Below are 23917 nucleotides of genomic sequence, written 5' to 3'. Positions count from 1 at the left end.
TTGCGTCTCTAATTCTTGTGTCCGTCTTAACAAATCCATAATTTGTTCTCATTTAGAGAATTTAGGTTGATCCATTGATTTTTCTTTTCCCGCATGCTATACTATCAACCGTCCCAAAGCCAATAAAACTAAGGTCTTAAGGGCTTGCCGGCGATTCCCGCCGTAAAATGAATCGTGTGTTCGAGACCTTCCACACGTAAAACAAAACTAAAGGAGACAATATTATGAAGAACAAAAACGTTACTTTTCTGACCCAGGCAGCTATGATTGCTGCCATCTATGTGGTGCTTACTTATGTATTTGCGCCGTTTTCTTTTGGAGAGGTCCAAGTCAGGATTTCCGAGGCCCTTACTATCCTGCCTCTATTCACCCCGGCTGCGATACCCGGGCTGTTTGTAGGATGTCTGGTGGGCAACATCTTGGGAGGCGCGCTTCTTCCGGATATCCTATTTGGAAGTCTTGCAACCCTGATCGGAGCAATCTTCACCTATCAGTTACGTGGCAAGAGCCCGTTCCTGGCTCCGCTTCCGCCAATTGCCGCCAATACGATTGTCGTTCCATTCGTATTGCGTTACGGCTACAGCGTGGCGCTGCCTATCCCTTTTATGATGCTGACTGTTGGGATCGGAGAGGCCTTATCCTGCGGGGTGCTTGGACTGGTTCTGTACTTCGCATTGCGCAAGTATAAGAATATCTTCTTTCGGCCTACTGCGGTATAATACAGGCTTTGCGACAAAAAGCAGGAAAACTTATGATTGTTTTCCTGCTTTTTTGCGCCATTCTTTCTTCCAGTCTGCCTGACTAGCCTACATAAGTGCTGCCGCTTCCCTGCGTCATCTGATCCATCTGCTCATATGGAACGCTTAATCTCTCGCCGCTGGCAACGTCTATATAGATTACATCTGCCTCATTGTATCCGATCAGTATCACTGCATTTTCCGTATCCAGCATTGCTATGACCGGCCTGCCCTGGCTGATGATATACAGAAGTTCCTCTGTCGTGCACCCGGTGAGATCCAGGCTCCTGCCGTCGTTTATATCCTTCATAATATCTACCGGCGCTTCTTTCTGGCTCAGCCGGTCCCGGATGGACTGAAGGATCTCATCTTTGTCGCTGATGATATACTGGAGATTGCGGTTGCCGCGCTCCCATACATAGGACTGGTCCGATGCCACCACCACGCCGTTGCAGCCATTGGCATTCCTGATAGCCTCGCCTGCCCGGTCATAGATCCCCTTTAGTTTTCCATAGCCATAGACATAATACTTATTACCGATATCTACATCGTCAAATGTTATCACCGTAGGATTCTCAAACAGCACCTGCTTTGGCTTCAATACCTTCGGCTCCTTATCCGTCACTCCATCATTATATGCCAGCCTCACCTGGGATTCCTTTAACTCCGTAGTATAGGTTTCCAGATATATATTGCTCTTTTCCTTCTCTTCATTGTTGGTAATATAGTCAGGCGCTATATTGGTATATGTCCCGCCTTCCTTCGTAGCCCGGCTAAGCGTGATCATATTGTCCTCAGAAACCGCATCCAGCACGTAAGTGCCGTCTATCTGGTAGGTCTTTACAACCTTGCTCTTACTGTTCTGGATCTCTACTTTATACATTGGCACTGCCATCTCGCCGGAAACCGTTTTTCCAGTATCGGCAGTCTTGGCAACTCCATATACAAAGTCATTCTTTACAAATCCAAGCGGCCTTATGCACTCATCCTCGGCGCATTCCACCGTACGCTCTTTTCCGTTTGACAGGTTCTTGACGATAATCTTTCTGGCTTCATTCAAGGCCCCGCCAGACTGATAAGCCACCAGATGCCCGTCATCCGACACCACGTACTGGCTGTCCTCCAGCCCTTTTACCAGCGTTCCCTCTTCTTCCTTCTTTACATTATATTCATACAAGGTTCCCTCTACCATGACATACAGCATATCCCGATTCACGCTGTAATAAACTAGTTTCCCAAGCTCATTTGACACGCTTCCGGAAGACTGATTGCTGGAAATGAATACCTTTTCTTCCACGGAATTCTTTTCCATATCATAGTAGTAGATGGCTACTCCTACCTCGCCTTCATGCTCGCCCCGGTTCATATATCCATAGACGGCAAACGTCGTATTTCCCGTATCGTCTACTTCCAGCAGCTTGACCTCATGCTGGGCGGTAAGATTGCGTACATCCGTATTCTCCGCATCAGAAAAACTAAATACCAGGGATATCTGGTCTGTTCCCTTATTGTAATTCCATAGTTCATTTGCTACTACAAAGGATACGGCAGAGCCATCCTTATTAACCATGTAAGGAATGTCATGAGGTACGATTCCAAGCAGTACGCCCTTCTCATTCAGGACGTGCTTCGTCGGGTCAAATATCTGATCCATTGTTCTGTCATAATCCAGAAGATACGTCTTTGCCACATCCGGTATATGGCGGACGCGGAAAAACTCCTTCACATTATAGACATCGGTATCATTTTCCTCTCCTTTGCACCTGACCCTGTATTCCAGCTGTACGGAAACATAGTTGCTGTTGATCTCCTTAATGCTCCACCGCTCGCCCTGCTCTACGGATGGCTCCAACTCGCCCCAGGAAACATGGTCATAATCCGAGTGGATCGTCACATGCTGCAGCGTTGTGTTATCTCCCTGCTCATTCGGCTCGATCGCCGCGCCGACCCCGGCGCCCTCCACCTTGCCCAGCGCATTCTCATGAAAATCACTAATGTAGTTCAGGCATTCCAGCATATTCGCGTTAGTGGCATCCACGAGCCTTGTGTAGAAATATACAGACTTCTCATCCGGCATATGGAGCACGATTTCAAGAACCCGTTCTTCCTTCATAAGCCCTTCGGCGCTTAAGTCTATGGAGAACTCCTCTCCTGGCTTCTTAACCTTCTCTTTTTTCAGTTCTTCTTTTCCATCCAGCGTATACACGATATAGTTCACGCTGGACACCTTATTTTCATACGCCTGGATCCCAACGTCCACCTTCTGGTCTGTAACCGGAGTTGCCGTATCCCTCATGGCGGGTATGTCCATCTCTTTCGCATATCCGGTCAGCGTATTTAAGTTAAACCCATTATATGAAAATGATACTTGGGGATAGGTGGCCGCACCCATATCCGCAGTCATATTGTTATTTCCTTTGTTGGTAAAATAACTAAAGGCTATGACTGCCACAATGAATACAGCTATCAGGATTCCCGCATCTATCAATCGATTCTTTAATCTCATCTATAATTCCCCTTTATGATCCAGCAGCCTCCCAAGCATCGGCTCTACATGAAGATACTCCTCGCACCGGCGGATCGCATCCAGGTTCTCCCCCTTTTTCCCGGTCTTGACCGCACGTATCAGGATATTCTTAGGCGTATGCTCCATATCGATGAATTCCAATATCTGGGTATCATATCCTTCGCGCTCCAGATACTGGGCCCGAAGCGCATCCGTCACCAGCGCTGCCATGCGATCCTTGATCAGCCCATATCCAAGTATAGGCTTCAATGTCTCATTGTCCATCTGCCGGTTCAGTTCATGTTGACAGCAGGGAACAGACAGGATCACCTTCGCATCCCAGCCAATGGCTTTTGCCAGGGCGAAGTCCGTAGCCGTGTCGCAGGCATGCAAGGTAACCACCATATCCACCTTCCTGACGCCTTCATAGTCGGCAATATCGCCTTCTAAAAATGTCAGCTTGTCATAGCCGTATTTCCTGCCCAGTTCATTGCAGTGACGGATGACATCCTTTTTTAAGTCCAGGCCGATAATCCGTATATCATAACCCTTCCTCTCATGCAGATAATAATACATGGCAAACGTCAGGTAGGACTTCCCGCAGCCAAAATCCAGGATCGTAAGCTCCCGGTCCTCATCAAGGACAGGAAGGATATCCTCGATAAACTCAAGGAAACGATTGATCTGGCGGAATTTGTCGAATCTTGCATGGACGATCCTTCCTTCCGGCGTCATAACTCCCAAGTCCTGAAGAAATGGCACCGGCACGTCCTCTTCCAGAATGTACTGCTTCTTTCGGTTATGGCTTAGATCCACACTGGCCGGCGTACCTTTTGCAGCCTTCCTCTTCACCGTTACCTTGCCCTTCTTGCTTACCAGCACCGTATAAGCATATTTCTTCGTCTCCATCTGCATCTGGCGCATATTTTCCATGTACCCAAGCAGAAACTGGCAGGTTTCACCGGGATCGGCGTTTTTATGAAATACCTGATTGTTCCGGAATATCTCCAACTGGAACACCAACTGCTCCTTCTTAAGCAAAGGACGCACCTTAATCTTGGATGCCTCCTCCTTTTGCCGTGGATTGCTCAGAACTGCTGAGATAAACTCTATATTTAGATTTTCCTGTAATAATTTTCTTAATTCATCCATAATATTATTATTGTAATGTTTTTTTTCAATAAGCGCAAGTAGGGCGCAGCACTTTTGAAAAGTGCCGCGTCCATATTTACTCATTTGCAGCATTATGCTTCTGTCTGTCCGTCATTTATCCGTCCATCATCTGCAGGCTCGTTATCTGCCTTTGCCAATACGATGGGGAATGTGATCGTTACTCTGAACAGATCGCCATCCACATACAGGTCGAATTTTCCTCCCTGCATCTGTGTGAGCGTCTTGGCAATAGACAGGCCCAGACCGCTTCCTTCCGTGCTTCTGGAGATATCGCCGCGTATAAACCGCTCAGTTAGTTCATCTGCCGTAATGTTCAGCTGCTGTTCCGATACATTCTTCAGATTGAATACCGCTGATAAGTCTCTGACTTCCAGATCCGCGTATATACGGGTTCCTTCCATCGCATACTTGGCCGCGTTGTTGTAGATATTCTCAAGCACACGCCACATCCGGCGTCCATCCACTCTGATGATTGCTTCTTGCTCCGGCAGCGTCAGGACCTCCTTAAGGTTGCGGGCTTTAAACTTCTCCTCGAACTCTCCGCTGGTCTGCTGGATCATCTCTACGAGATTAATATTCATATATTCCAGCGTGATATTGCCGGAACTTACCTTGGATGCCTCTACCACATCCTCTGTCAGGGTCTTAAGCCTTTGGGATTTAGCCTCCAGCACTTCCAGATATCTCTGAATCTTCGGATCTTCAAAATTCTCCTGCTTCAGGAGTTCCACATAATTAATGATAGAAGTAAGCGGCGTCTTAATATCATGGGATACATTCGTGATCAAGTCCGTCTTCAGGCGCTCGCTTTTCATACTCTCTTCCAGCGCCGCATCCAGTCCTTCTCCGATGGAGTTGACTCGCTGCGCAATATCGCTCTGCTCATTTCCCAGGCCATATATCGGAATCTTGTAATCCACCTCTCCGCCGGATATCTTTTCAATTCCCTTCTTGATCCTCTGCCTGCCAATAGTCTGCCGGATCAGGAACACAAATGCCACAGCCTCCACCGTCAGTGCCAGGAAAAGCCAGATGCCATCTCCCATACTGATATAGGCAATCCAATGAATCACAGCGAACACACCAAACAGCAAGACAACCTTCCATATAGCATGCAGATTCCTGAATAACTGTCCCACAAACCCGAAGAACCATTTCAGCACGCTGTTCGACCAGAGAGTCCTGGCCTTAATCCGGCGAACCAGGCTAAGGTATCCGATCAGGAACATGCCGCAGGTATATGCTGCTATAATTCCTCCTGCCATCATATATGGCAGGGCATTGTATATATAATCAGCCTGATAGACGAGCGTTCTGCCATCGTCATAAGCTTTAAACGATGAGACCGGTATTCCGGAATAAGCCAACATAAGAGGAATTCCCCAAAGCAGCCCTATGATCACAGCTGCCAGTTCTGTCTTAATATGATCGAACCAGTTCAGATGCAGTTCTTCATCCTTCATATTCCTTCCCGCTATGCTTGTAAGCCATACCATGAATATTATGAACAGGATAGCCGCAAAAACCCCGAGGATTGCTATGCTTCTAGCATTAGATCCGTACTTTTCATACATGATATTCTCCGCATGAAAATCATCCTGAATCGGATAAGAGGTATCAACCCCTACCGCATATACAAAATTTTTTCCGCCTACAGAATACTTGATCGCATCCCTCCACTGCGTCGCATCCGTGTCTTTAAGATTTGACTCAAAATCCGCCAGTTTGGGTCTTACAATCGTATATTTTCCCATTCCGCGTATCTTCTTAAGGTTCTCTTCCACCTTGGAATAGTCCTCATACTCCTTGCGGTTGGTATATACCTGCCCTGTGTCCTCATCCACATACATATAGGCCAGGTTCGTATCTCCTTCCTGATACAATTCTTCCAATTCATTATAGGCAGACACTTCGCCGAACACCGCATTTATAGTACTGTGCAGCATGTCAAAGGCTTCGTTCAGCCTGCCGTTCCACTTTGGGTTGTTATTCACAATATCAATAATACTTTTCTCGCCAAGCGGCGGGTACTTCTCTTCCATCCAGGTGCCATCGTAACTCCAGCAGTCAATATATTCAATTCTTCCTTCCGCGTCCTGCAGCCCTTTAAACTGCTGCCCCCGGTTTTCTCCCTCATTGCGGCTTCCATTATGAAGTTCATCCAAAATGTCCTCTCCGGACATTCCTTCGCTTTCATTGCTTATAACGAACCGTAGCATGTCGCTGTCGATCAGATCTTTAAATTCACTATAATAGTAATAGTGATACGTATCGTTTGACCGCTTGCACACTATGATATTATCATCGCCCGGCGTCTCCTCAGAAGTATATGCCATCTCAAGACCCGAGTCATAACTTATCTCGCCTTTGTCATACAGTTCCTCTCCCCAGTTATATAAGTCCTGCAAAGAATAGGCCAGGCCGCTTGCGTCTTCATCGCTGATCTTAGAATTCAAATAATAATTCTCAATATCGACAACCCTCAGTGGATCATAGATGCCATCCGTCTCAAACTTCTTGCGCAGTTCGACTCCGTTTACCACGTCATGGCTGATATTGTTCAACTGATTGCCAAAACTTACGGTGTCCTCGTATTTCTTGGCAGGCTTTCCTACAAACAATTCCCCTCTAAGGGCCGGGTAGGACATCATCCACAGAAAACTGGTTATCATTACGACCAGCAGTATATGCTGGGTCACGATCAATATCCCTTTTGCAACATTTGATTTGTACCATTGTTGCTTCATATAAACTCCCTTCTAAAGCTTCTCCACCTTATATCCGACTCCCCATACTACCTTCAGGTAACGGGGCTCTTTTGGATTGATCTCTATTTTTTCACGTATATGCCTGATATGTACCGCCACCGTATTATCTACGCCAATGGCGTCCTCATTCCATATACTTTCATAGATCTGGTCTATAGAGAAGACTTTCCCTTGATTCTTTACCAGCAGTAGCAGAATATTATATTCGATCGGCGTAAGTTTCACTGGCCCGCCATCCACCGTTACTTCCTTTAAGTCATCGTTGATCGACAGGCCTCCAACTTCATAGACCGCTTCATTTTTATGATTCGCAGTACTGCCAAGCTGCGTATAACGCCGAAGCTGCGACTTGACTCTTGCAACCAGTTCCAATGGATTGAAAGGCTTCGTCACATAATCATCCGCACCTACGTTAAGGCCAAGGATCTTATCTGCGTCTTCGGATTTTGCAGAGAGAATAATGATTGGCATATTGTTGGCTTCCCGGATCTTAAGGGTGGCTCTGATCCCGTCCAGTTTTGGCATCATGACGTCGATTACCAGAAGGTCTATCTTCTCCTTGCCCAATACCTTCAGTGCTTCTTCCCCATCATATGCCTTTAATACTTCATACCCTTCCTGGGACAGATATATATCGATGGCCTCTACGATTTCCTTATCATCATCACATACTAATATTTTAGACATTTTCATCACCTCCCTTATACTATACAAGAATAGCAGGGATTTTTTAAGAGCAATCTGGGAATTTTCTTAAGATATAATGAAAAAAGGCCCGGCTTCCAGAATCTGGATTCCGGGCCAATTTTCTCTTCTTCCTCTCATACTCTGATCGTAGTTCCCGCATAGATCAGGTTGGGATTGCGAATGCCGTTCAGGCGCTGTCGTTCTGCCACGGTCGTTAGCCTCCTGCCTGGCCATTTCCGGGGTATACGCATAGGAAAACCAGTACACTCCGAACGGCAGCCCAACCTGGTTGCACTGGCTGGCATTTCTCCTGAACTCCTGATCCACGGTCCCCTCTCCATAGCCGGCCCGGATCATGGCAAACTGTATTTGGCTCGCTCTTACGGCCTCCCAGTCTATGCTGCCCTGAAATCCGCTTACATCTATTCCATGAATGCTCATAATGTCCACCTTCTTTTTTATATTCTATATGTTGATTTTTCTGTTTTTGTTACCCTGGATATGTCGAAATGAGTCGAACTCTTACTTATTGCGTCTAAGTCGCAACATATCGGAGAAATATCCTATATAATAGAAGCACATAGCATATTTGTTTTTCAATGTAAGGCATTCGATGAGGAAAATCACATGAGTGAACTAGAAATCGAATATCTTATACGTGCTCTTGGCATCGGCGCAACCTACCGTGGATACCGATATCTGAACTATGGGGTGAAACTATGTTTGAGAGACGAAGACTACCTTCTGTCCGTGAGCAAGTTATTATATCCTCAGATTGCAAAAAACTATCATACTACAAGCAGCAGCGTGGAACGAGATATAAGAACCGTTATCAGAGTCTGTTGGGAAAGAGGAAACCGCCGTCTGCTTCAGGAAATTGCCTTGCATCCTCTTGACTCGCAGCCTACATCCAGTGAATTTTTAGATATTCTTACTGCTCATTTAAGGCAGAAAGAAGCCGCAGAAATGCTGGTTTAGGTTTTCTTCCCAAGTTCTTAAGTCCTTCTTAAGAATTTTTCTTTTTCTTTTAGAGATTCAACATACTTTGGACATATTTTTCTTTTATACTAATACCCAGATAGTTGATTAACACTCACTATCTCCCCCCTCATAAAGTAAAACACCGGGAACACCCGGTGCGCACTTTACTCTCATTCCTTTAGATAACTATAACAACAGGAATCCGTCACCCCGCGTGGTTGACGGATTTTTGCTGTCTTGGGGATTGTCCGGAATATCTTTCGGTCAAATCTCGGTGAAATAGTTTTCCAAAGAAATATTACACTTGACTTTTTCTAATTAATGATGTAGTGCGGGCAGCAATAACGGATGCCAGCAATAACCTCATACCTATGTTCTTTCATAATCTAAAATGCCTTTCAAAAATTAGTCTTCCTTATCTATCAAATAGGATTGCAGACTCTTCTGACATCCGTTTTTTTCATAAAATCCTTCTGCTCCTGGATGTGCGCCGAAATACAGCATGGTCGGGGTGTTATCTTTGGCAAGCGTTAGAAGCCTGCTCCCAATTCCCTGCTTCTGATATTTTGGAAGAACAAGCAGCTCTGTAATGGTTCCAAAATAATAGCCGTCTGAAAGAATCCGCAGACAGCCCACAAGTTCCTTTTCATCGTAAGCAGTGATATTCAATGTTCTCGATAACGCAGCCTGCGTCTTATCCACATCATAATCCCCTGGCCATACCCTATTCACAAACGTAATAAACATTGAAGCATTAAGTTCCTGGTCATTCACTTTATATTTCATATCTCTTGTCCTTTCTCTCAATTCATCAATTATAAATCACAGCCCCTCATTATCTCTTCCATTGTAACACTCCGCATTTTCAAAGTCACTTCATTTGTATTCGGGCATGCTTGACTGATGGCCTCTTGTCTGTTCTTAGACGCCTTCCTAAGCATTGCTTAACTCCTTCTTAATATGTTTTTAAGAACTTTTCTTTTTCTTTTAGAGAATGAAAACACTTTGGACACAATTAGCCTTTATAATAAATATCAGATAGTTGATCAACACTCAACTATCTCCCCCCTCATAAAGTAAAACACCGGGGAAGGCCCGGTGCGCACTTTACTCTCATTCCTTTAGATAACTATAACAACAACGAAAACCCGCTAGCCGTAAGGCTAGCGGGTTTTCGTTGTTGTTAAGTCTGGTCCGAACAAGTCCTCTTTTTTATCATGGTCATATCGACTCCATCCGCTCCGTAAAGAACTGCCCTAAAAACTTCCCTTTTCATCTCATTATCAACTTTTTTTAAATTATCTAAGTCCAGCATAAACTCTATTTCTTCGTATACGGTAGACCATGAGTACCGTGCTAGTTTCCTCGCTCCATGAGATAATAACTCCAGAAAACTACAAGTTTTTTAAAGGAGTTAGTACCATGGATAAAATCACACATCAGGTCCGTGCAGAGCACTGGACTGGACCAAGATCCTGAATGAATGTATGAATAGCGGGATGTCAAAAACCGCCTGGTGTCGGGCAAACGGGATTTCTGAGAAGCAGTTTTTTTACTGGCAGCGCATCCTGCGCCGGGAAGCTTATGAAGCATCTCAGAATCCATCATTGCCTGCAGCTGCAGAGACAAAACAATTGTCTGCTGTTCAGCAGTCCGTATCTTTCGCTGAAATCAAACTTCCTGCCGTGTCACCGGACGCATCACCTGTTTTCCGTCCAGATCTGGTGATCCGGAAAGGGAATCTTGTTCTGGAGATTTCCAATTCAGCCTCATCAGAACTGTTCTCCCGGGTAGGAGGAATTCTTCATGCTGAATAACGCATCCGGCTTCCGGAAGGTTTACGTTGCTGCCGGCTATACGGATTTGCGGCGCGGAATCGACGGGCTGGCATCTATTGTGAAATTTAACTTCCAGCTGGATCCATATGAAAAGGATATCCTCTTCCTGTTTTGCGGAAGACGCAGTGGCCGCATCAAGGGGCTCGTATGGGAAGGAGACGGATTCCTTCTCCTTTACAAAAGACTGGAACTTGGCGGCTTCAGCTGGCCCCGCACAAAAGAAGAAGCACTGGAGATCACCCAGGAGCAATACCGTGCACTGATGCAGGGACTGGAGATCGTATCCAGACACCCAATCCAGGAAGTGCAGCCCAGCGATCTTCTGTGAAATGTTGTGCAAAACGGGGAAAATAAAAAATCTTTTTGTATCTCCTGCCACAGACGCGACGGAAGTTATCCACAGCCAGATCTCATATCATTCATTCACTCAAGAGTACTTCACAGCTATAAGCTGCTGTGTGGATAAGTACTCTGAAAAACTGAAAAAACTAATAGTTTTTTCGGCTTTTCAGAGTGTTTATCCTTTGGTGAGAATGACGAACCTTCTTTATTATCCCGTTCGCTTTTTCTTTTGGTTTGCGGTACAATAGTTCCAGTAAAACAAAGGAGCACCGAACATGCAGAAGATCTACTCACCGGAAGAACTGAACAGTTTCAGCAGGGAAACACTCGTGGCAGTGATCCTGTCCATGCAGAACCAGCTTACCCAACTGAATACAAACATGGAACGCCTGATTGAGCAGATCGCATCTGCAAACAATCATCGTTATGGGCGTTCTTCCGAAAAGCTGGACGTTATCGCCGGACAATTGGAACTGGAGCTCATCTTTAACGAAGCGGAAGCTTTGACTGAGACGCTTTATGTTGTCGAACCTAGGGAAGAAGATGTGATCCAGGTCACGCGCCGGAAGAAAAAAGGAAAGCGCGAGGCAGATCTTAAGGATCTTCCTGTGGAAGTGATCCCTCATACCATTCCAGAAGCAAAGCTGCAGGAAATTTTTGGCTCCGTTGGATGGAAGCAGCTCCCGGATGAAGTTTATAAAAGAGTCCGGGTTCAGCCGGCAGTCTACACGGTGGAAGAACATCATGTGGCCGTGTATGCAGGAAAAGATAATCAGACGATTGTCAAAGCGGACCGACCAAGGGAATTGCTCCGCAACAGCATTCTGACACCGTCTCTGGGTGCAAGCATCATGAATGCCAAGTATGTCAATGGACTGCCTTTATACCGGATCAGCCAGGAGTTCCAGAGAAACGACATCCATATCTCCCGGCAGGTAATGGCGAACTGGATGATCCAGTGTGCGGACCGGTATCTGGGACCGCTTTATGATTACCTTCATAACAGGATGTACCATTTCCATGTGCTGCAGGCCGACGAGACTCCGGTTAAGGTATCGAAGGATGGGCGCCCGGCAAACAGTAAGAGTTACATGTGGGTCTACCGGACGGGAAAGGGATATAGTGATCCCCCCATTATCCTGTATGAATACCAGAAGACCCGGAAAGCAGACCATCCGCGGGAATTCCTGAAAGGATTTACAGGCACTGTTGTCTGTGACGGATACTCCGCCTACCGGAAGCTGGACCGGGAAAGCGAAACCATCGTTTTCGCAGGGTGCTGGACCCATGCGAGAAGGTATTTTGCCGATGCCCTGAAGGCATTGCCAAAAAAAGATCATCAGGCAGCCAAAGATACGATCGCTTACGAGGCAATCAAGCGGATTGGCGCCATCTACCATCTGGACAACCAGCTTGCTGATCTGAAGCCGGATGACCGTAAAAAACAGCGGCAGATCAATCTCAAACCTCTGGTGGAGGCTTTCTTTGTGTGGGCAAAAGAAATCCAGTTCTCCGGTCGCCTTACCAAGGGTAAAACTCTGGAAGGGATCAACTACTGCATCAATCAGGAAGAGGCATTAAAAGTATTCCTGGATGATGGTGAAGTCCCGCTTGATAATAACGCAACGGAAGGGGCTCTGCGCAGCTTCTGCCTGCACAAACATGCATGGAAGCTGATCGACAGTATTGACGGTGCACAATCCAGTGCGATCATCTACAGTATCACGGAAACAGCAAAGGCGAATCATCTAAATCCCTTCCGCTATCTGGAATATATCCTAACCGTGATGAAAGACCATCAGGAGGATACGGATTATTGTTTTATGGAAGAACTGCTTCCATGGTCTGAGCAGCTGCCGGAAATCTGCATAAGCAAAACAAAAACAACAAACGTGTAAACCGACCGCCGGAAACGGCGGTCATAAAATGAACTGATACTCATGGTCTACCGTATACCTTTTATTTGCATAAATAGGCATTAATAAGTTATTTCATATGCGAATCTGCATAAATGCCTCCCTCACTTCATAAGTACCAATCGGTATGAATGCCAATCGGCATTTATCCCGTCATGGGAACTACATAAGACGGGGGGTGTGAATGACTGTATTTGAAGCAATCTCTTTGATGATTTCTTTTGGTATTTTTATACTCACACTGCTTGCCTACATAGATAGGAACAACAAGCGAAAATAAATAAGCCTACCTTTGTACTTGGCAGTCTAGGCAGGCTTATGTCTAACTTATACTGGTGTGCTCCCCGTCAAGTAGACAATTAAAAAACAAAAATTTTTCTGCCCGGCATTATACTGGGCAGTTTTTATGCTACTTTCAGTAGCGCTTTTCATAAATCTCTTGTGGCGTTAAAACGCAGAGATTTCTCTGCACCCGCTTATTCGTGTAATAATCTATATATTCTTCAATGGCTTCTATTAATTCATCTTTGGTTTTATACTTTTTTCCATGATACATTTCACGTTTCATGATTACCCAGAATCCTTCCATTGGCCCATTATCAATACATTTGGCAACTCTTGACATTCTTTGTATCATTCCGGCATCAATTATCTTCTGTCGAAAGGCTTTGGAAGTAGACACATCCGTAAGCCATTTTTCATTAGGTATATCTGACTTAAAATCTCGATTTAGTATATTTTCGGCAATATAAGCCGGATCGGTGGCTGGCTTTGTGCAACAATTATATTTGTGTGTTATATGAGACTGAATCTTTTTCTTACGGCATACCCGCGAGACCCGTTTATCATTGACGCTTATATTATAATCATGCTCCAGCGTATCCCTGATGAGCCTATATCCCATATCGGGATGCTCACCATGAATTTCAATTATCTTTTCTGCAATAACTTCATTAAGTATCCATCTTTGGTTACATTCATTTACTCACAGCTCCTAAAGTTCAGTCCTTCCCATTATGTTTGCAACCACAATGGTACTATGACCTCTGCTGACTTCTTGCCATTCGTTGTTACTACAAGTTTCATACTCCGTTTCCGCTTGCTGACAAGACCTCCCTAGGTACCACACGCTTCCTTCTCTCTATCCATCTGCCACATTTACCACAGCTAATTCCGAGTAGTTATTGGACTTTGGTTTGAAAAGCAACCTTATCCTTAACTGTAGCCTGATGTGATTTCTGTTCGTCAGACCAGAGATTTGCGTACACCTTCCTTCAGATTCCCCTCACGTTAATTATAATCTCTGTTATAAATAGGACACCCTTGGTGTTCGGCTATATCCTTCCCTCTACTAGGGCGGATTAGGGACTTTCACCCATTGGAAACGTGCGCCGCTAGGCGCACTATAGATAAAAGAGACAGCCGCTCCCGGCTGTCTCTTTTCCTGATTCTGCTTTTGATTAAGTTAACCCATGAAATCCTACCCGCGGGCATCAGACCGTTCCGACAGATCTCCAAATATCGGCGTTGCCAATCCGAAACCGCCAGATACGGTAAGAATCTGTCCTGTGGTATATGCGGCATCATCGCTTGCGAAGTATACTACGGCTGCCGCGATCTCTTCCGGGAGCCCCATACGCTGGATTGGCGTATGCTTCAGGAAGAAGTTTCGGAAGTCATCCGTCAGATTATCCTGCACCGCATCTGTTGCCGTCATTCCTGGAAGTACCGCATTGCATCTGATGTTATGCCTTGCCTCGTGTACGGCTATCAGTTTCGTCAGATAGTTGATTGCCGCTTTGCTGGTTCCATAGGCAATCTGAGAGATATCTGGTATCAGGCCTCCTACGGATGAGATATTGATGATGCTTCCACCTCCATTTTCCGCCATATACTTAACAGCCGTCTGGCTTGCGATAAATACGCTCTTTAGGTTGATATTTACCGTCTTGATGAATACCTCCGGGTCTGTATTGGCAATTCCAAGATCTTTCTTGGGATTTGATGAGCCGAAATTATTTACAAGCACGTCTATGCGCCCTTCTTGCTCGATGATTTCCTCAATCATCGTCACGTATGTCTCTTCTTTTGTCGCATCATTGTAAACATACTTTACATTGCCGCCTGCCGCATTCATCTCGTCAGCCCGTGCCTTGGCGCGTTCCAGATTCCTGGCGCCCATGTAGACTTTGGCTCCTTCTTTCGCACATGCCTGAGCGATAGCCAGGCCAATGCCTCTGGTGGATGCTGTAACCAGAATCACTTTGTCTTTTAACCTCATGTGTAATCCCTCCATATGATTTATTTTTAGTATTCCAGATATCTTTCATATTCATGTAATCATTATCCGGATACTTTTCTTAAGTATAGCGTCCTAATTTTGCTGCGTCATTTTCTGATCTTCAATCCATTGGAACAGGTCTTCATATACCTGTTCCCGGTCTGTCTCGTTCAATATCTCATGCCGGTCGCCTTCATAAAAACGCAGGGACAACTTCTGCATTCCGGCCTCCTTATATTTGGCAAAGACCTTTTCGACTCCTTTGCCAAACCCGCCTACCGGATCGTCCTTGCCGGACACGAATAACATCGGAAGGCCTTTGGGAATGCGTTCCATGCTTTCGCTCTTGGTCAGCACCTTCATCCCTTCAAACATCTGGTAATATGCGCCCAGAGTAAACATAAAGGAACACAGGGGATCTTCCGCATACTTCCGGCACCTTTCCTTATCCGAGGTAATCCATTCCTTGGAAGTCTCTCCCGGCTCGAATCTCTTATTGTATCCGCCGAAACTAAGCCGGTCTACGAACTTGCTCCGGTATTTCCATCCCTTGAATGTTGCAATAATGCGGCAAATGCACTGTCCTGCCGAGAGAATCAGCGCACCCTGGTAGCCGGTGCCCATAACAATGGCGCCAGAAAGCCCTTTTCCATATAGGGTAAGGTACTGCCGCAGCAGGAAGGAGCCCATGCTGTGGCCCAGCATGTAATAAGGCACATCCGGGTATTTCTTCATTGTAATCTCTCTCAACTTATGTATGTCGCCTATTACATACTGGTTGCCTTTTGTCTCATTAAAATATCCATAATCGGATTCATTCTGTACGGACTGCCCATGCCCCAGATGGTCATGGCCGGTCACGTAATACCCGCGTTCCGCCAGATATTCGCCCAGTTCCCGGTATCTTTTTATATATTCCACCATGCCGTGGCAAATCTGCAGCACGCCTTTTATCTCACCTTCCGGAACCCATTCCACCGCGTGGATCTTGGTTTTGGAGTCTCTGGAGGGGTAGTAAAACTCATTTTCCATTTATCTGTCTTCCATTCTAATATAATCTCTGTGGGCAGCCAGCGGCTTATATGCCGGACGTATGATCTTATCTACGTTCTTTAACTCTTCCAGCCTGTGGGCGCTCCATCCTACAATACGCGCCGCCGCGAATATCGGCGTGTACAATGACGGCGGCAGATCCAGCATGCTGTATACCAGGCCGCTGTAAAAGTCTACATTGGCATTAACGCCTTTATATATCTTGCGCTTCTCTGCGATTACTTCCGGAGCCATATGCTCGACCATCTCATACAGGGCATACTCTTTCTCGCATCCCTTTTCCTTTGCCAGCTGCTTTACGAACACCTTGAAGATATCCGCTCTTGGGTCAGATACGGAGTAGATCGCATGTCCCATTCCATAGATCAGGCCCTTCTTGTCAAATGCTTTTTTCTCCAGCAGGTCATTGAGATACTTGCGCACTTCATCCTTGTCTTCCCAGTCGGAAAGTTTTTCCTTCATATCTTCGAACATCTGGGTTACCTTGATGTTAGCGCCGCCATGCTTTGGCCCCTTAAGGGATGCCATGGCCGCGGCGATAGTGGAATATGTATCGGTGCCGGATGAGGTGACAACATGGGTGGTAAACGTGGAGTTATTTCCGCCGCCATGATCCATGTGAAGCACAAGGGCCATGTCCAGGATCTTTGCCTCCAGCTTCGTATACTTTCGGTCCTCCCTGAGCATCATCAGGATATTCTCTGCTGTTGACAGTTCCGGGGACGGCGCATAGATAAACAGATCATCGCCCATGCGGTAATTATATGCATGGTATCCATAGACCATCAGCATCGGAAACTGGCTGATCAGATTCAGGCATTGGCGCAGCACATTCGGTATGGATGTGTCGTCCGCCTTTGCATCATAAGTATACAGATTCAATATGGAGCGGGACAGGCTGTTCATCATGTCCCGGCTTGGCGCCTTCATGATTACGTCCCTTACAAACGTAGGCGGAAGTGTGCGCCGTTCTACCAGCGTCTCATGGAACATCGACAGTTCCTTCTCATTCGGCAGTTCTCCGAACAGTAAAAGATATGCGATCTCTTCGAATCCGTAATGTTCATCTTTTAAAAATCCCTGTACCAGATCCTTAATATTGTAGCCACGGTAGTATAAGTTGCCTGCACACGGGACTTCCTTGCCATCTTCGATCTTGGTGGCGCATACGTCAGATATGTTGGTCAGTCCGGCCAGGACGCCCTTGCCATTCACATCACGCAGGCCCCTTTTTACCTCATACTTCGTGTACAGTTCCTTATCAATTGCATTATTGTCTTCGCAAAGTTGAGCGAAATGCTCAATCTCCGGTGTGATCTCAAATAATGCATACTCTCTTTTTGTCGGCATAGTCATCATCCTTTCTGTTCGTTGTTGTGTTTCAGGTTATTATAGTAAAGTCAATAGCCTTACTGCATATATTGCCACAAACTATTGCTTAACTTAGCAAATTCTTCAAGCGTCAACGTCTCTCCCCTGACGGACGGCCCCTTTCCCAGCTGCTGGATGGCTTCTGTGATCGCCTCCTTGGGAACATCCAGCCTGTCCGAGTTATTCAGCCCATTCGCCAGCGTCTTGCGTCTCTGGTTAAAGGACGCCCGGATTATATCAAATAGCAGTCTTTCATCTTCTACTTCCACCGGCGGCTTCTCATACCGTGTAAGCCGTATCACCGCAGACCCCACTTTCGGCCTAGGCATAAAGCAGTTGGGCGGCACATTCGCCACAATATAAGGCTCGGCATAATACTGGACAGCCAGTGACAGTGCTCCGTAATCCTTGTTGCCCGGCCCCGTCTGCATACGGTCCGCTACTTCCTTCTGTACCATAACGGTAACGCTGTAAAGCGGCACATGGCTCTCAAATAGCCCCATAATAATCGGAGTTGTTATATAGTAAGGGAGGTTGGCCACGACCTTGATCGGCCGCCCGGCATTTTCTTCCTCCACAAGCCTTTGTATATCCAGTTTTAGCACATCCTCATTGATAATCTGTACATTCTCATACCCGCTTAGCGTATCTGTTAGAATGGGTATCAGATTCTTGTCAATCTCTACCGCGATCACCTTTCCCGCCGCTTCTGCCAGATACTGCGTCATCGTGCCAATTCCTGGCCCTATCTCCAGCACCATATCGTCTTTGCCGATGTCAGCGGCACGGATAATTTTATCTAATACGTGGGTATCAATTAAGAAGTTCTGACCGAATTTTTTCTGAAATGTAAACTGATATTTCTGTAAGATCTCGATGGTATTCTGCGGATTCCCCAAAGTCGGCCTGCTCATGAAACTTTACTCCCCCAGTCCTGTGTAATATTCATTATTATACAATACTCTGGGCTTATATGATATACAAAAAGAATAAAATAATATTAAGAAAATATGAATTTTCAGAGACGACTGCCGGTTCTTAAACCCGCCGTTTACTGTGAAACGGATGGCTGAAAGAGCCATCCGCGTTCTGGGTTTTATAAAATTTATAAGCGATACATTTTCCTGGCATTCTTTTCAGTCTGCGCCACGACCTCTTCATAAGTCGTTCCCTTCAGCCTCGCAATCTCCTCTGCCACATATTTGATATACATAGAGTGATTGCGTTTGCCGCGGTATGGCTCAGGTGCAAGGTATGGGCAGTCTGTTTCAAGAAGAATGGCTTTAAGCGGTATGGCTTCCACCGTCTCTTTAAGCCTTCTGCCATTTTTGAACGTAACCACTCCGCCCACTCCAATGTAGAAGCCCATCTTCACATACTCCTTTGCCATTTCCTTGGAGTAGGAGTAGCAGTGGATCACGCCTTTAAGCCCTTGTGCGTGCTCTTTCATAATCTGCATCGTATCCGCCGCTGCGTCCCGGCTGTGGATCAGGACCGGAAGCCCCAGTTCCCTGGCCAGATCCAGCTGGCGGACAAACCACTTCTTCTGCGTCTCATGGGACTCGTTGTCCCAATAATAGTCAAGGCCGATTTCTCCAACTGCCACTACCTTATCCTTTTGGAATAAGTCCTTCATGCTTGCAAACGTCTCTTCATTCAGGCTGCCTACATTGTCCGGATGGACGCCCACGGAGGCATACATGAAGGGATATTCCCGGACCATATCCACCACCTTTTGGCAGGATTCATAAGTAGCGCTCACATTTACGATCGTGCCTACCCCTCCCGCTGCCATAGATTCCAGGAGTTCCCTGCGGTCTTCATTAAATTGCTCGTCATCATAATGCGCATGTGTCTCGAATATCATGTCTCCTCCAAACCTGTTGTTACAGCAACTCGGCGCGCAGCTGTTCCGGCGTCTTCATAGATAAAAGTGCCGGCGCAATATCAAATACCGTCTTTGCCCCTGTCTCGCCCGCCTTTGCCAGACGATAAGCCGCTCTTGCATAGCACACGAGCACGCTGGCCGTGAATTCGGGATTAGAATCCAGTTTCAGGGAATACTCGATAATATGTTTGCTTCCATCCGTCCCCGTCTCGCCGCTTCGGATTACGAATCCTCCGTGAGGCATCTTGCTGTGGTTCTCTTTCAGTTCTTCCTCTGTGATAAAGGTAACCGTCGTATCATAATCATCAAAATAATTCGGCATTGTCTTGATGGCCTCTTCAATCTTCTTAAGGTCTGCCCCTTCTTCCGGCACTACATAGCATTCCCGCAGATGCTTGTCCCTTGTGGTAAGCTGCGGCTCGCTTCCGCTCCTTACGCGTTCCACGGCATCCTCAACCGGCACGGTATACTGGATGGCATTCTTTACGCCTTCCACGCGCCGGATGGCGTCAGAATGCCCCTGGCTTACGCCTTTTCCCCAGAATGTATAGGTGCTTCCCTGTACCAGGATGGACTCTGCATACAGACGGTTTAGCGAGAACATTCCCGGATCCCAGCCAACCGAGATGATTCCTACATGTCCGCCGGATTTTGCCGCCTTATCCACATTTGCGAAATATTCCGGGATTCTGGCATGGGTATCAAAGCTGTCAATTGTATTAAAATTCTGGACGATCTGAGGCCCCATAACCGGAAGATCTGTAGCAGAGCCTCCGCAGAGCATCATCACATCAATTTTATCCTTCATGGATAACATGTCATCGATATGCTTTACCTCAACGCCCTCGGTTGCAATCTTTACGCCTGAAGGGTCTCTTCTCGTAAATACAGCCGTCAGTTCCATATCCTCGTTGCGGGCGATGGCCTTTTCCACGCCTCTGCCAATGTTGCCATATCCCACGATACCAATTCTGATTTTATCCATATTCTTCATCTCCTTTGTTAATTTGACACGTAACACTTTTAAAAAGTGTTACGTGTCACTTTGCATCATATCCTGTCCCTTTTTGTTATTGTTTGAAGATTTTAACTGATCTGTGCGCCAGCCGGCATTTCTTTTTCCGGGGTCATCAGCGCCAGATTGCCTTCTGCGTCTTCCGCGCACAGCAGCATTCCTTCGGATAATACTCCTGCCAGTTTTGCCGGCTTAAGGTTCACAAGCACCATGACTTTCTTGCCGACCATTTCTTCTGCGGAGTAATGTGCCTTGATTCCTGATACGATCTGCTTCACCTGGCTTCCCACTTTTACCTGGGAGCACAGCAGTTTCTTTGACTTCTTCACTTCCTCGCAGGCGATGATCTCGCCCACCTGGAACTGCATCTTGCCGAATTCTTCAAATGTGATCTCCGGCTTTGTCTCGATATCGATGACTTCTTCCTCTGCTGCTTCTTCAGCAACCGGCGGGTGCAGTTCTTCCACCTTCTTCATGACTTCCTCCACATCGAGTCTTGCAAAGAGAATTTCCGGCTTATCGGTTACTTTACCGTCGCCCAGCTGTGCCAGAATCTTGGCGGAAGTGTCCGGCATGAAGGATTCCAGCAGCACGGCGCCTGCCTTGATGCTTTCCAGCAGGTTGTAAAGCACGGTCTCCAGACGGTCTTTCTTGTCCTCATCTTTGGCCAGCGCCCATGGCATGGTCTCATCTATATACTTGTTACAGCGTTTGAACAGATTGAAGATCTCTGTGATGGCATCCGCTACCCGCAGTTCATCCATCTTGGCCTCCACGGCCTTTGGCGTATTCTCTGTAACTGCCCTAAGGTCTGCGTCCACGGCCTTTGCGTCCTCGTCATCCGCCACTTTCTTATCCGTGACAACGCCGTCAAAATACTTGTTGGTCATGGAGATGGTCCGGTTCACCAGATTGCCCAAGGTGTTGGCAAGATCCGAATTCATGCGCTCCACCATAAGTTCCCAGGAGATCACGCCGTCATTTTCAAATGGCATCTCATGAAGCACGAAATAGCGCACCGCGTCTACGCCGAAGAAGTCTACCAGTTCATCCGCATAGAGCACGTTTCCCTTGGACTTGCTCATCTTGCCGTCGCCTTGCAGCAGCCACGGATGGCCGAATATCTGCTTTGGAAGCGGCAGATCCAGCGCCATCAAAAAGATCGGCCAGTAAATGGTATGGAAGCGGATAATATCCTTTCCGATCAGGTGCAAATCCGCCGGCCAGTCCTTCTTGAACTGCTCTGTGCTCTCGCCGCCGCAGTCATAGCCTATGCCCGTGATGTAGTTGGTCAGCGCGTCCAGCCACACGTATACCACATGCTCCGGATCGAAGTCTACCGGGATTCCCCATTTGAAGGACGTCCTGGATACGCATAGATCCTGCAGTCCCGGAAGAAGGAAGTTGTTCATCATCTCATTCTTTCTTGATACCGGCTGGATAAATTCCGGATGGCTGTTAATATGCTCGATCAGACGATCCGCATACTTGCTCATCTTGAAGAAGTACGCCTCTTCCTTTGCCGGCTGCACTTCGCGGCCGCAGTCAGGACACTTGCCGTCCACCAGCTGGGACTCGGTAAAGAAGGACTCGCAGGGCGTGCAGTACATTCCTTCGTAATATCCCTTGTAAATGTCCCCCTGGTCATATAACTTCTTGAAAATCTTCTGAACCTGCTTTTCATGGTCAGCATCCGTAGTACGGATAAATTTGTCATAGGAAGTATTCATCAGATCCCAGATCGTCTGAATCTGTCCGGCAACTCCATCTACAAATTCCTTTGGCGTAACCCCCGCCTCTTCTGCCTTTAACTCAATCTTCTGCCCATGCTCGTCCGTGCCGGTCTGGAAGAATACATCGTACCCCTGGCTCCTTTTGTATCTGGCGATCGCATCCGCAAGCACGATCTCATACGTGTTCCCAATGTGCGGCTTCCCCGATGTATAAGCAATGGCCGTCGTAATATAGTACTTCTGTTTATCCATTTCTAATCCTCTCCTTGTCCTCTTTGCTGAAATATGCACACGCTGAAGTTCTCCATGAAGAAAAAAATCTCCGATTCTTCTTGATAAGAAAAATCGGAGAAGACGAGACTATCCCGTGATACCACTTCTGTTCGCTTCCGCCTCGCGGCAGGAAGCCTTAGCAGGTGCATTAAACTACACCCTACCGCGTTAAAGGGCGGACCCTTTGCAGCCTACCTGAACTAACTATATGTAGCCTATCGACTGCACCGCTTGGAAGCCATCTTCCGCCGTACTCCGCCCATCCCTCTCAGCCTGTTCCTGTCCGGAAACCGGGGACTTCTCTGTAGGACCTCCTACCACGTACTCTCTCCGTCACTGCGTTTGCATATGATTCGTACTAAAAATCGTAGCATAACATAGCCCGAACTGTCAAGGGATTGCGCCTATATCTTTTGCTTTATGCGCCATCTGTAAACGCCATCCGCAAGCGCCGTCTACAGGCTCCATCTGCAATAGCGAGTGCGAAGCCGCCTTTGCAGTTTTAATTTCTTTCTCTCCCTGTTCATCTTTTCAATGAGGCTAGCCAGGGCTCTTTTCTTATGATTTCGTAAGTCCATTTCGATTTACCTCTTTCTTGAATAATTTGCTTTCGGAGAGAAGCAGCCCTGTCCTTGCAGTTATCATTTGGATAATAGGCACGATTTTTTCTTCATTCACCCAATCGTTCAAATTGTCTTTGTCCCAAAACCCACACATTTTATTCCTTGCCGCTTTGCCAGAATCAATGCTCTGAACACATGATACGCCGTTGTAACGATGGTAATTTTAGGGCTTTTTTCTCCGTCAACTTCCTTGAAAACAACAGATTTTCTTTCGTTGATACAGATTTTTGTTCCTTTATAATCCTATCTGCATCCACTCCTTTATCTACTTCATATGCGGCCATAGCCTCGCTTTCTGGAATATCTTCGCCAGAGCCTTGTCCACCGGACATAATTAATACAGCGTTTGGATTCCACTTCAGCAATCCTATTCCTCTTTCAATCCGGGCTGCAAGTAGCGATGTAACCCGCTTTCCAATTACTCCACATCCAAGAACAACAATATAATCTGCATTTCTTTTTCAAATGAACAAGATTTAGAATAGCAGAGAGTGAATACATGGCCATTAATGAAAATACATACACCGATGAAAACCAATAATTACATAAATGATTGTTCCTAATGTATTCTTGTTTAGATTTCCAATCATTGGCCAGGCTGCCAAATATACATATAGCAAGATAGAGAACGGCAATGACAATAAGTTGGATCGTTTCATTCCTTCATGCCCGGCTACTTTTAGTCCCTTTATGAAAAACACCGCAGTCAAAGTTACCGGGAACACAAGTATA

At 46.4% G+C, this 23917-nt stretch carries 22 protein-coding genes; 6 read left to right on the top strand and 16 right to left on the bottom strand.

What is annotated here, in order from left to right; all coding sequences use genetic code 11:
- Positions 1-224: 224 nt before the first annotated feature.
- Positions 225-719, top strand: a complete 495-nt coding sequence (locus HDCHBGLK_RS06410) for a QueT transporter family protein (RefSeq protein ID WP_004607131.1) — start codon at positions 225-227, stop codon at positions 717-719.
- Between the two features lie 82 nt (positions 720-801).
- Here the strand turns inward: HDCHBGLK_RS06410 and HDCHBGLK_RS06405 are convergent, their stop codons facing one another.
- The 5 genes from HDCHBGLK_RS06405 to HDCHBGLK_RS06385 form a co-directional block, all read right to left on the bottom strand.
- Entirely contained in the window at positions 802-3243 is a 2442-nt protein-coding gene (locus HDCHBGLK_RS06405) for a hypothetical protein (protein WP_004607130.1), read from the bottom strand.
- Entirely contained in the window at positions 3244-4395 is a 1152-nt protein-coding gene (locus tag HDCHBGLK_RS06400; protein WP_039909733.1) for a class I SAM-dependent methyltransferase, read from the bottom strand.
- A gap of 92 nt (positions 4396-4487) precedes the next feature.
- Positions 4488-7163: a sensor histidine kinase gene (locus tag HDCHBGLK_RS06395; protein WP_004607128.1), complete on the bottom strand. Its 2676-nt coding sequence runs from the start codon at positions 7161-7163 to the stop codon at positions 4488-4490.
- A gap of 12 nt (positions 7164-7175) precedes the next feature.
- The gene (locus HDCHBGLK_RS06390; protein WP_009248916.1) at positions 7176-7871 is read right to left on the bottom strand and encodes a response regulator transcription factor; all 696 of its coding nucleotides are present in this window, start codon (positions 7869-7871) and stop codon (positions 7176-7178) included.
- A gap of 66 nt (positions 7872-7937) precedes the next feature.
- A complete protein-coding gene (locus HDCHBGLK_RS06385) occupies positions 7938-8312 on the bottom strand; it encodes a GH25 family lysozyme (RefSeq protein ID WP_004607126.1) in 375 nt (124 codons plus the stop codon).
- 186 nt (positions 8313-8498) lie between these two features.
- Here HDCHBGLK_RS06385 and HDCHBGLK_RS06380 point away from each other — a divergent pair, with 186 nt between their 5' ends.
- The gene (locus HDCHBGLK_RS06380; protein WP_004607125.1) at positions 8499-8849 is read left to right on the top strand and encodes a sporulation initiation factor Spo0A C-terminal domain-containing protein; all 351 of its coding nucleotides are present in this window, start codon (positions 8499-8501) and stop codon (positions 8847-8849) included.
- 408 nt (positions 8850-9257) lie between these two features.
- On the opposite strand, the gene HDCHBGLK_RS06375 is transcribed toward HDCHBGLK_RS06380, so the two are convergent.
- Positions 9258-9638 carry a GNAT family N-acetyltransferase gene (locus HDCHBGLK_RS06375; RefSeq protein WP_009248914.1) on the bottom strand — a complete coding sequence of 127 codons (381 nt, stop codon included), beginning with the start codon at positions 9636-9638 and terminating at the stop codon, positions 9258-9260.
- A 713-nt stretch (positions 9639-10351) separates the two neighbouring features.
- On the opposite strand from HDCHBGLK_RS06375, the gene tnpA reads away from it, so the two are divergent.
- From tnpA to HDCHBGLK_RS19275, 4 genes are all read left to right on the top strand, one after another.
- The gene (gene tnpA, locus HDCHBGLK_RS06370) at positions 10352-10669 is read left to right on the top strand and encodes an IS66 family insertion sequence element accessory protein TnpA (RefSeq protein WP_233440741.1); all 318 of its coding nucleotides are present in this window, start codon (positions 10352-10354) and stop codon (positions 10667-10669) included.
- On the top strand, positions 10659-11018 hold the full coding sequence (tnpB, locus tag HDCHBGLK_RS06365) for an IS66 family insertion sequence element accessory protein TnpB (protein WP_004605487.1): 360 nt from the start codon (positions 10659-10661) through the stop codon (positions 11016-11018). The genes tnpA and tnpB overlap by 11 nt, the downstream gene beginning before the upstream one ends.
- 289 nt (positions 11019-11307) lie before the next feature.
- The gene (gene tnpC, locus HDCHBGLK_RS06360) at positions 11308-12930 is read left to right on the top strand and encodes an IS66 family transposase (protein ID WP_130574567.1); all 1623 of its coding nucleotides are present in this window, start codon (positions 11308-11310) and stop codon (positions 12928-12930) included.
- 202 nt (positions 12931-13132) lie between these two features.
- A complete protein-coding gene (locus HDCHBGLK_RS19275) occupies positions 13133-13228 on the top strand; it encodes a putative holin-like toxin (protein ID WP_268258599.1) in 96 nt (31 codons plus the stop codon).
- 135 nt (positions 13229-13363) lie between these two features.
- On the opposite strand, the gene HDCHBGLK_RS06355 is transcribed toward HDCHBGLK_RS19275, so the two are convergent.
- From HDCHBGLK_RS06355 to HDCHBGLK_RS19270, 10 genes are all read right to left on the bottom strand, one after another.
- Positions 13364-13852, bottom strand: a complete 489-nt coding sequence (locus HDCHBGLK_RS06355) for an IS3 family transposase (protein WP_004605582.1) — start codon at positions 13850-13852, stop codon at positions 13364-13366.
- 576 nt (positions 13853-14428) lie between these two features.
- Entirely contained in the window at positions 14429-15229 is an 801-nt protein-coding gene (gene hdhA, locus HDCHBGLK_RS06350) for a 7alpha-hydroxysteroid dehydrogenase (RefSeq protein ID WP_009248940.1), read from the bottom strand.
- A gap of 93 nt (positions 15230-15322) precedes the next feature.
- Positions 15323-16261, bottom strand: coding sequence for an alpha/beta fold hydrolase (locus HDCHBGLK_RS06345; RefSeq protein WP_004605580.1), 939 nt, complete (start codon positions 16259-16261; stop codon positions 15323-15325).
- Positions 16262-17641 (bottom strand): citrate/2-methylcitrate synthase, encoded by a 1380-nt coding sequence (locus tag HDCHBGLK_RS06340; protein ID WP_004605579.1) that lies wholly within the window; start codon positions 17639-17641, stop codon positions 16262-16264.
- A 50-nt stretch (positions 17642-17691) separates the two neighbouring features.
- Positions 17692-18567, bottom strand: coding sequence for a 16S rRNA (adenine(1518)-N(6)/adenine(1519)-N(6))-dimethyltransferase RsmA (rsmA, locus tag HDCHBGLK_RS06335; protein ID WP_004605578.1), 876 nt, complete (start codon positions 18565-18567; stop codon positions 17692-17694).
- A 191-nt stretch (positions 18568-18758) separates the two neighbouring features.
- Positions 18759-19520, bottom strand: a complete 762-nt coding sequence (locus tag HDCHBGLK_RS06330; protein WP_004605576.1) for a TatD family hydrolase — start codon at positions 19518-19520, stop codon at positions 18759-18761.
- A gap of 19 nt (positions 19521-19539) precedes the next feature.
- Positions 19540-20526: a diaminopimelate dehydrogenase gene (locus HDCHBGLK_RS06325; RefSeq protein WP_009248942.1), complete on the bottom strand. Its 987-nt coding sequence runs from the start codon at positions 20524-20526 to the stop codon at positions 19540-19542.
- A 101-nt stretch (positions 20527-20627) separates the two neighbouring features.
- A complete protein-coding gene (metG, locus tag HDCHBGLK_RS06320; protein WP_004605574.1) occupies positions 20628-22541 on the bottom strand; it encodes a methionine--tRNA ligase in 1914 nt (637 codons plus the stop codon).
- Between the two features lie 476 nt (positions 22542-23017).
- Positions 23018-23140, bottom strand: coding sequence for a hypothetical protein (locus tag HDCHBGLK_RS19545; RefSeq protein ID WP_004605572.1), 123 nt, complete (start codon positions 23138-23140; stop codon positions 23018-23020).
- Positions 23141-23304: 164 nt separating this feature from the next.
- Positions 23305-23604, bottom strand: a complete 300-nt coding sequence (locus tag HDCHBGLK_RS19270) for a YdcF family protein (RefSeq protein WP_230104855.1) — start codon at positions 23602-23604, stop codon at positions 23305-23307.
- Between the last annotated feature and the right edge of the window lie 313 nt (positions 23605-23917).

Origin of the sequence: [Clostridium] scindens ATCC 35704, from assembly GCF_004295125.1 — a bacterium.
GTDB lineage: Bacteria > Bacillota > Clostridia > Lachnospirales > Lachnospiraceae > Clostridium_AP > Clostridium_AP scindens.
This window is presented reverse-complemented; position numbering and strand designations above follow the sequence as displayed.

What these genes read in the sequence shown, in the direction of transcription:
- HDCHBGLK_RS06410 (WP_004607131.1), top strand. Translation starts at nt 225, where the DNA reads ATGAAGAACAAAAACGTTACTTTTCTGACCCAGGCAGCTATGATTGCT.
- HDCHBGLK_RS06405 (WP_004607130.1), bottom strand. Translation starts at nt 3,243, where the DNA reads ATGAGATTAAAGAATCGATTGATAGATGCGGGAATCCTGATAGCTGTA.
- HDCHBGLK_RS06400 (WP_039909733.1), bottom strand. Translation starts at nt 4,395, where the DNA reads ATGGATGAATTAAGAAAATTATTACAGGAAAATCTAAATATAGAGTTT.
- HDCHBGLK_RS06395 (WP_004607128.1), bottom strand. Translation starts at nt 7,163, where the DNA reads ATGAAGCAACAATGGTACAAATCAAATGTTGCAAAAGGGATATTGATC.
- HDCHBGLK_RS06390 (WP_009248916.1), bottom strand. Translation starts at nt 7,871, where the DNA reads ATGTCTAAAATATTAGTATGTGATGATGATAAGGAAATCGTAGAGGCC.
- HDCHBGLK_RS06385 (WP_004607126.1), bottom strand. Translation starts at nt 8,312, where the DNA reads ATGAGCATTCATGGAATAGATGTAAGCGGATTTCAGGGCAGCATAGAC.
- HDCHBGLK_RS06380 (WP_004607125.1), top strand. Translation starts at nt 8,499, where the DNA reads ATGAGTGAACTAGAAATCGAATATCTTATACGTGCTCTTGGCATCGGC.
- HDCHBGLK_RS06375 (WP_009248914.1), bottom strand. Translation starts at nt 9,638, where the DNA reads ATGAAATATAAAGTGAATGACCAGGAACTTAATGCTTCAATGTTTATT.
- tnpA (WP_233440741.1), top strand. Translation starts at nt 10,352, where the DNA reads ATGTCAAAAACCGCCTGGTGTCGGGCAAACGGGATTTCTGAGAAGCAG.
- tnpB (WP_004605487.1), top strand. Translation starts at nt 10,659, where the DNA reads ATGCTGAATAACGCATCCGGCTTCCGGAAGGTTTACGTTGCTGCCGGC.
- tnpC (WP_130574567.1), top strand. Translation starts at nt 11,308, where the DNA reads ATGCAGAAGATCTACTCACCGGAAGAACTGAACAGTTTCAGCAGGGAA.
- HDCHBGLK_RS19275 (WP_268258599.1), top strand. Translation starts at nt 13,133, where the DNA reads ATGACTGTATTTGAAGCAATCTCTTTGATGATTTCTTTTGGTATTTTT.
- HDCHBGLK_RS06355 (WP_004605582.1), bottom strand. Translation starts at nt 13,852, where the DNA reads ATGGGATATAGGCTCATCAGGGATACGCTGGAGCATGATTATAATATA.
- hdhA (WP_009248940.1), bottom strand. Translation starts at nt 15,229, where the DNA reads ATGAGGTTAAAAGACAAAGTGATTCTGGTTACAGCATCCACCAGAGGC.
- HDCHBGLK_RS06345 (WP_004605580.1), bottom strand. Translation starts at nt 16,261, where the DNA reads ATGGAAAATGAGTTTTACTACCCCTCCAGAGACTCCAAAACCAAGATC.
- HDCHBGLK_RS06340 (WP_004605579.1), bottom strand. Translation starts at nt 17,641, where the DNA reads ATGATGACTATGCCGACAAAAAGAGAGTATGCATTATTTGAGATCACA.
- rsmA (WP_004605578.1), bottom strand. Translation starts at nt 18,567, where the DNA reads ATGAGCAGGCCGACTTTGGGGAATCCGCAGAATACCATCGAGATCTTA.
- HDCHBGLK_RS06330 (WP_004605576.1), bottom strand. Translation starts at nt 19,520, where the DNA reads ATGATATTCGAGACACATGCGCATTATGATGACGAGCAATTTAATGAA.
- HDCHBGLK_RS06325 (WP_009248942.1), bottom strand. Translation starts at nt 20,526, where the DNA reads ATGGATAAAATCAGAATTGGTATCGTGGGATATGGCAACATTGGCAGA.
- metG (WP_004605574.1), bottom strand. Translation starts at nt 22,541, where the DNA reads ATGGATAAACAGAAGTACTATATTACGACGGCCATTGCTTATACATCG.
- HDCHBGLK_RS19545 (WP_004605572.1), bottom strand. Translation starts at nt 23,140, where the DNA reads ATGGACTTACGAAATCATAAGAAAAGAGCCCTGGCTAGCCTCATTGAA.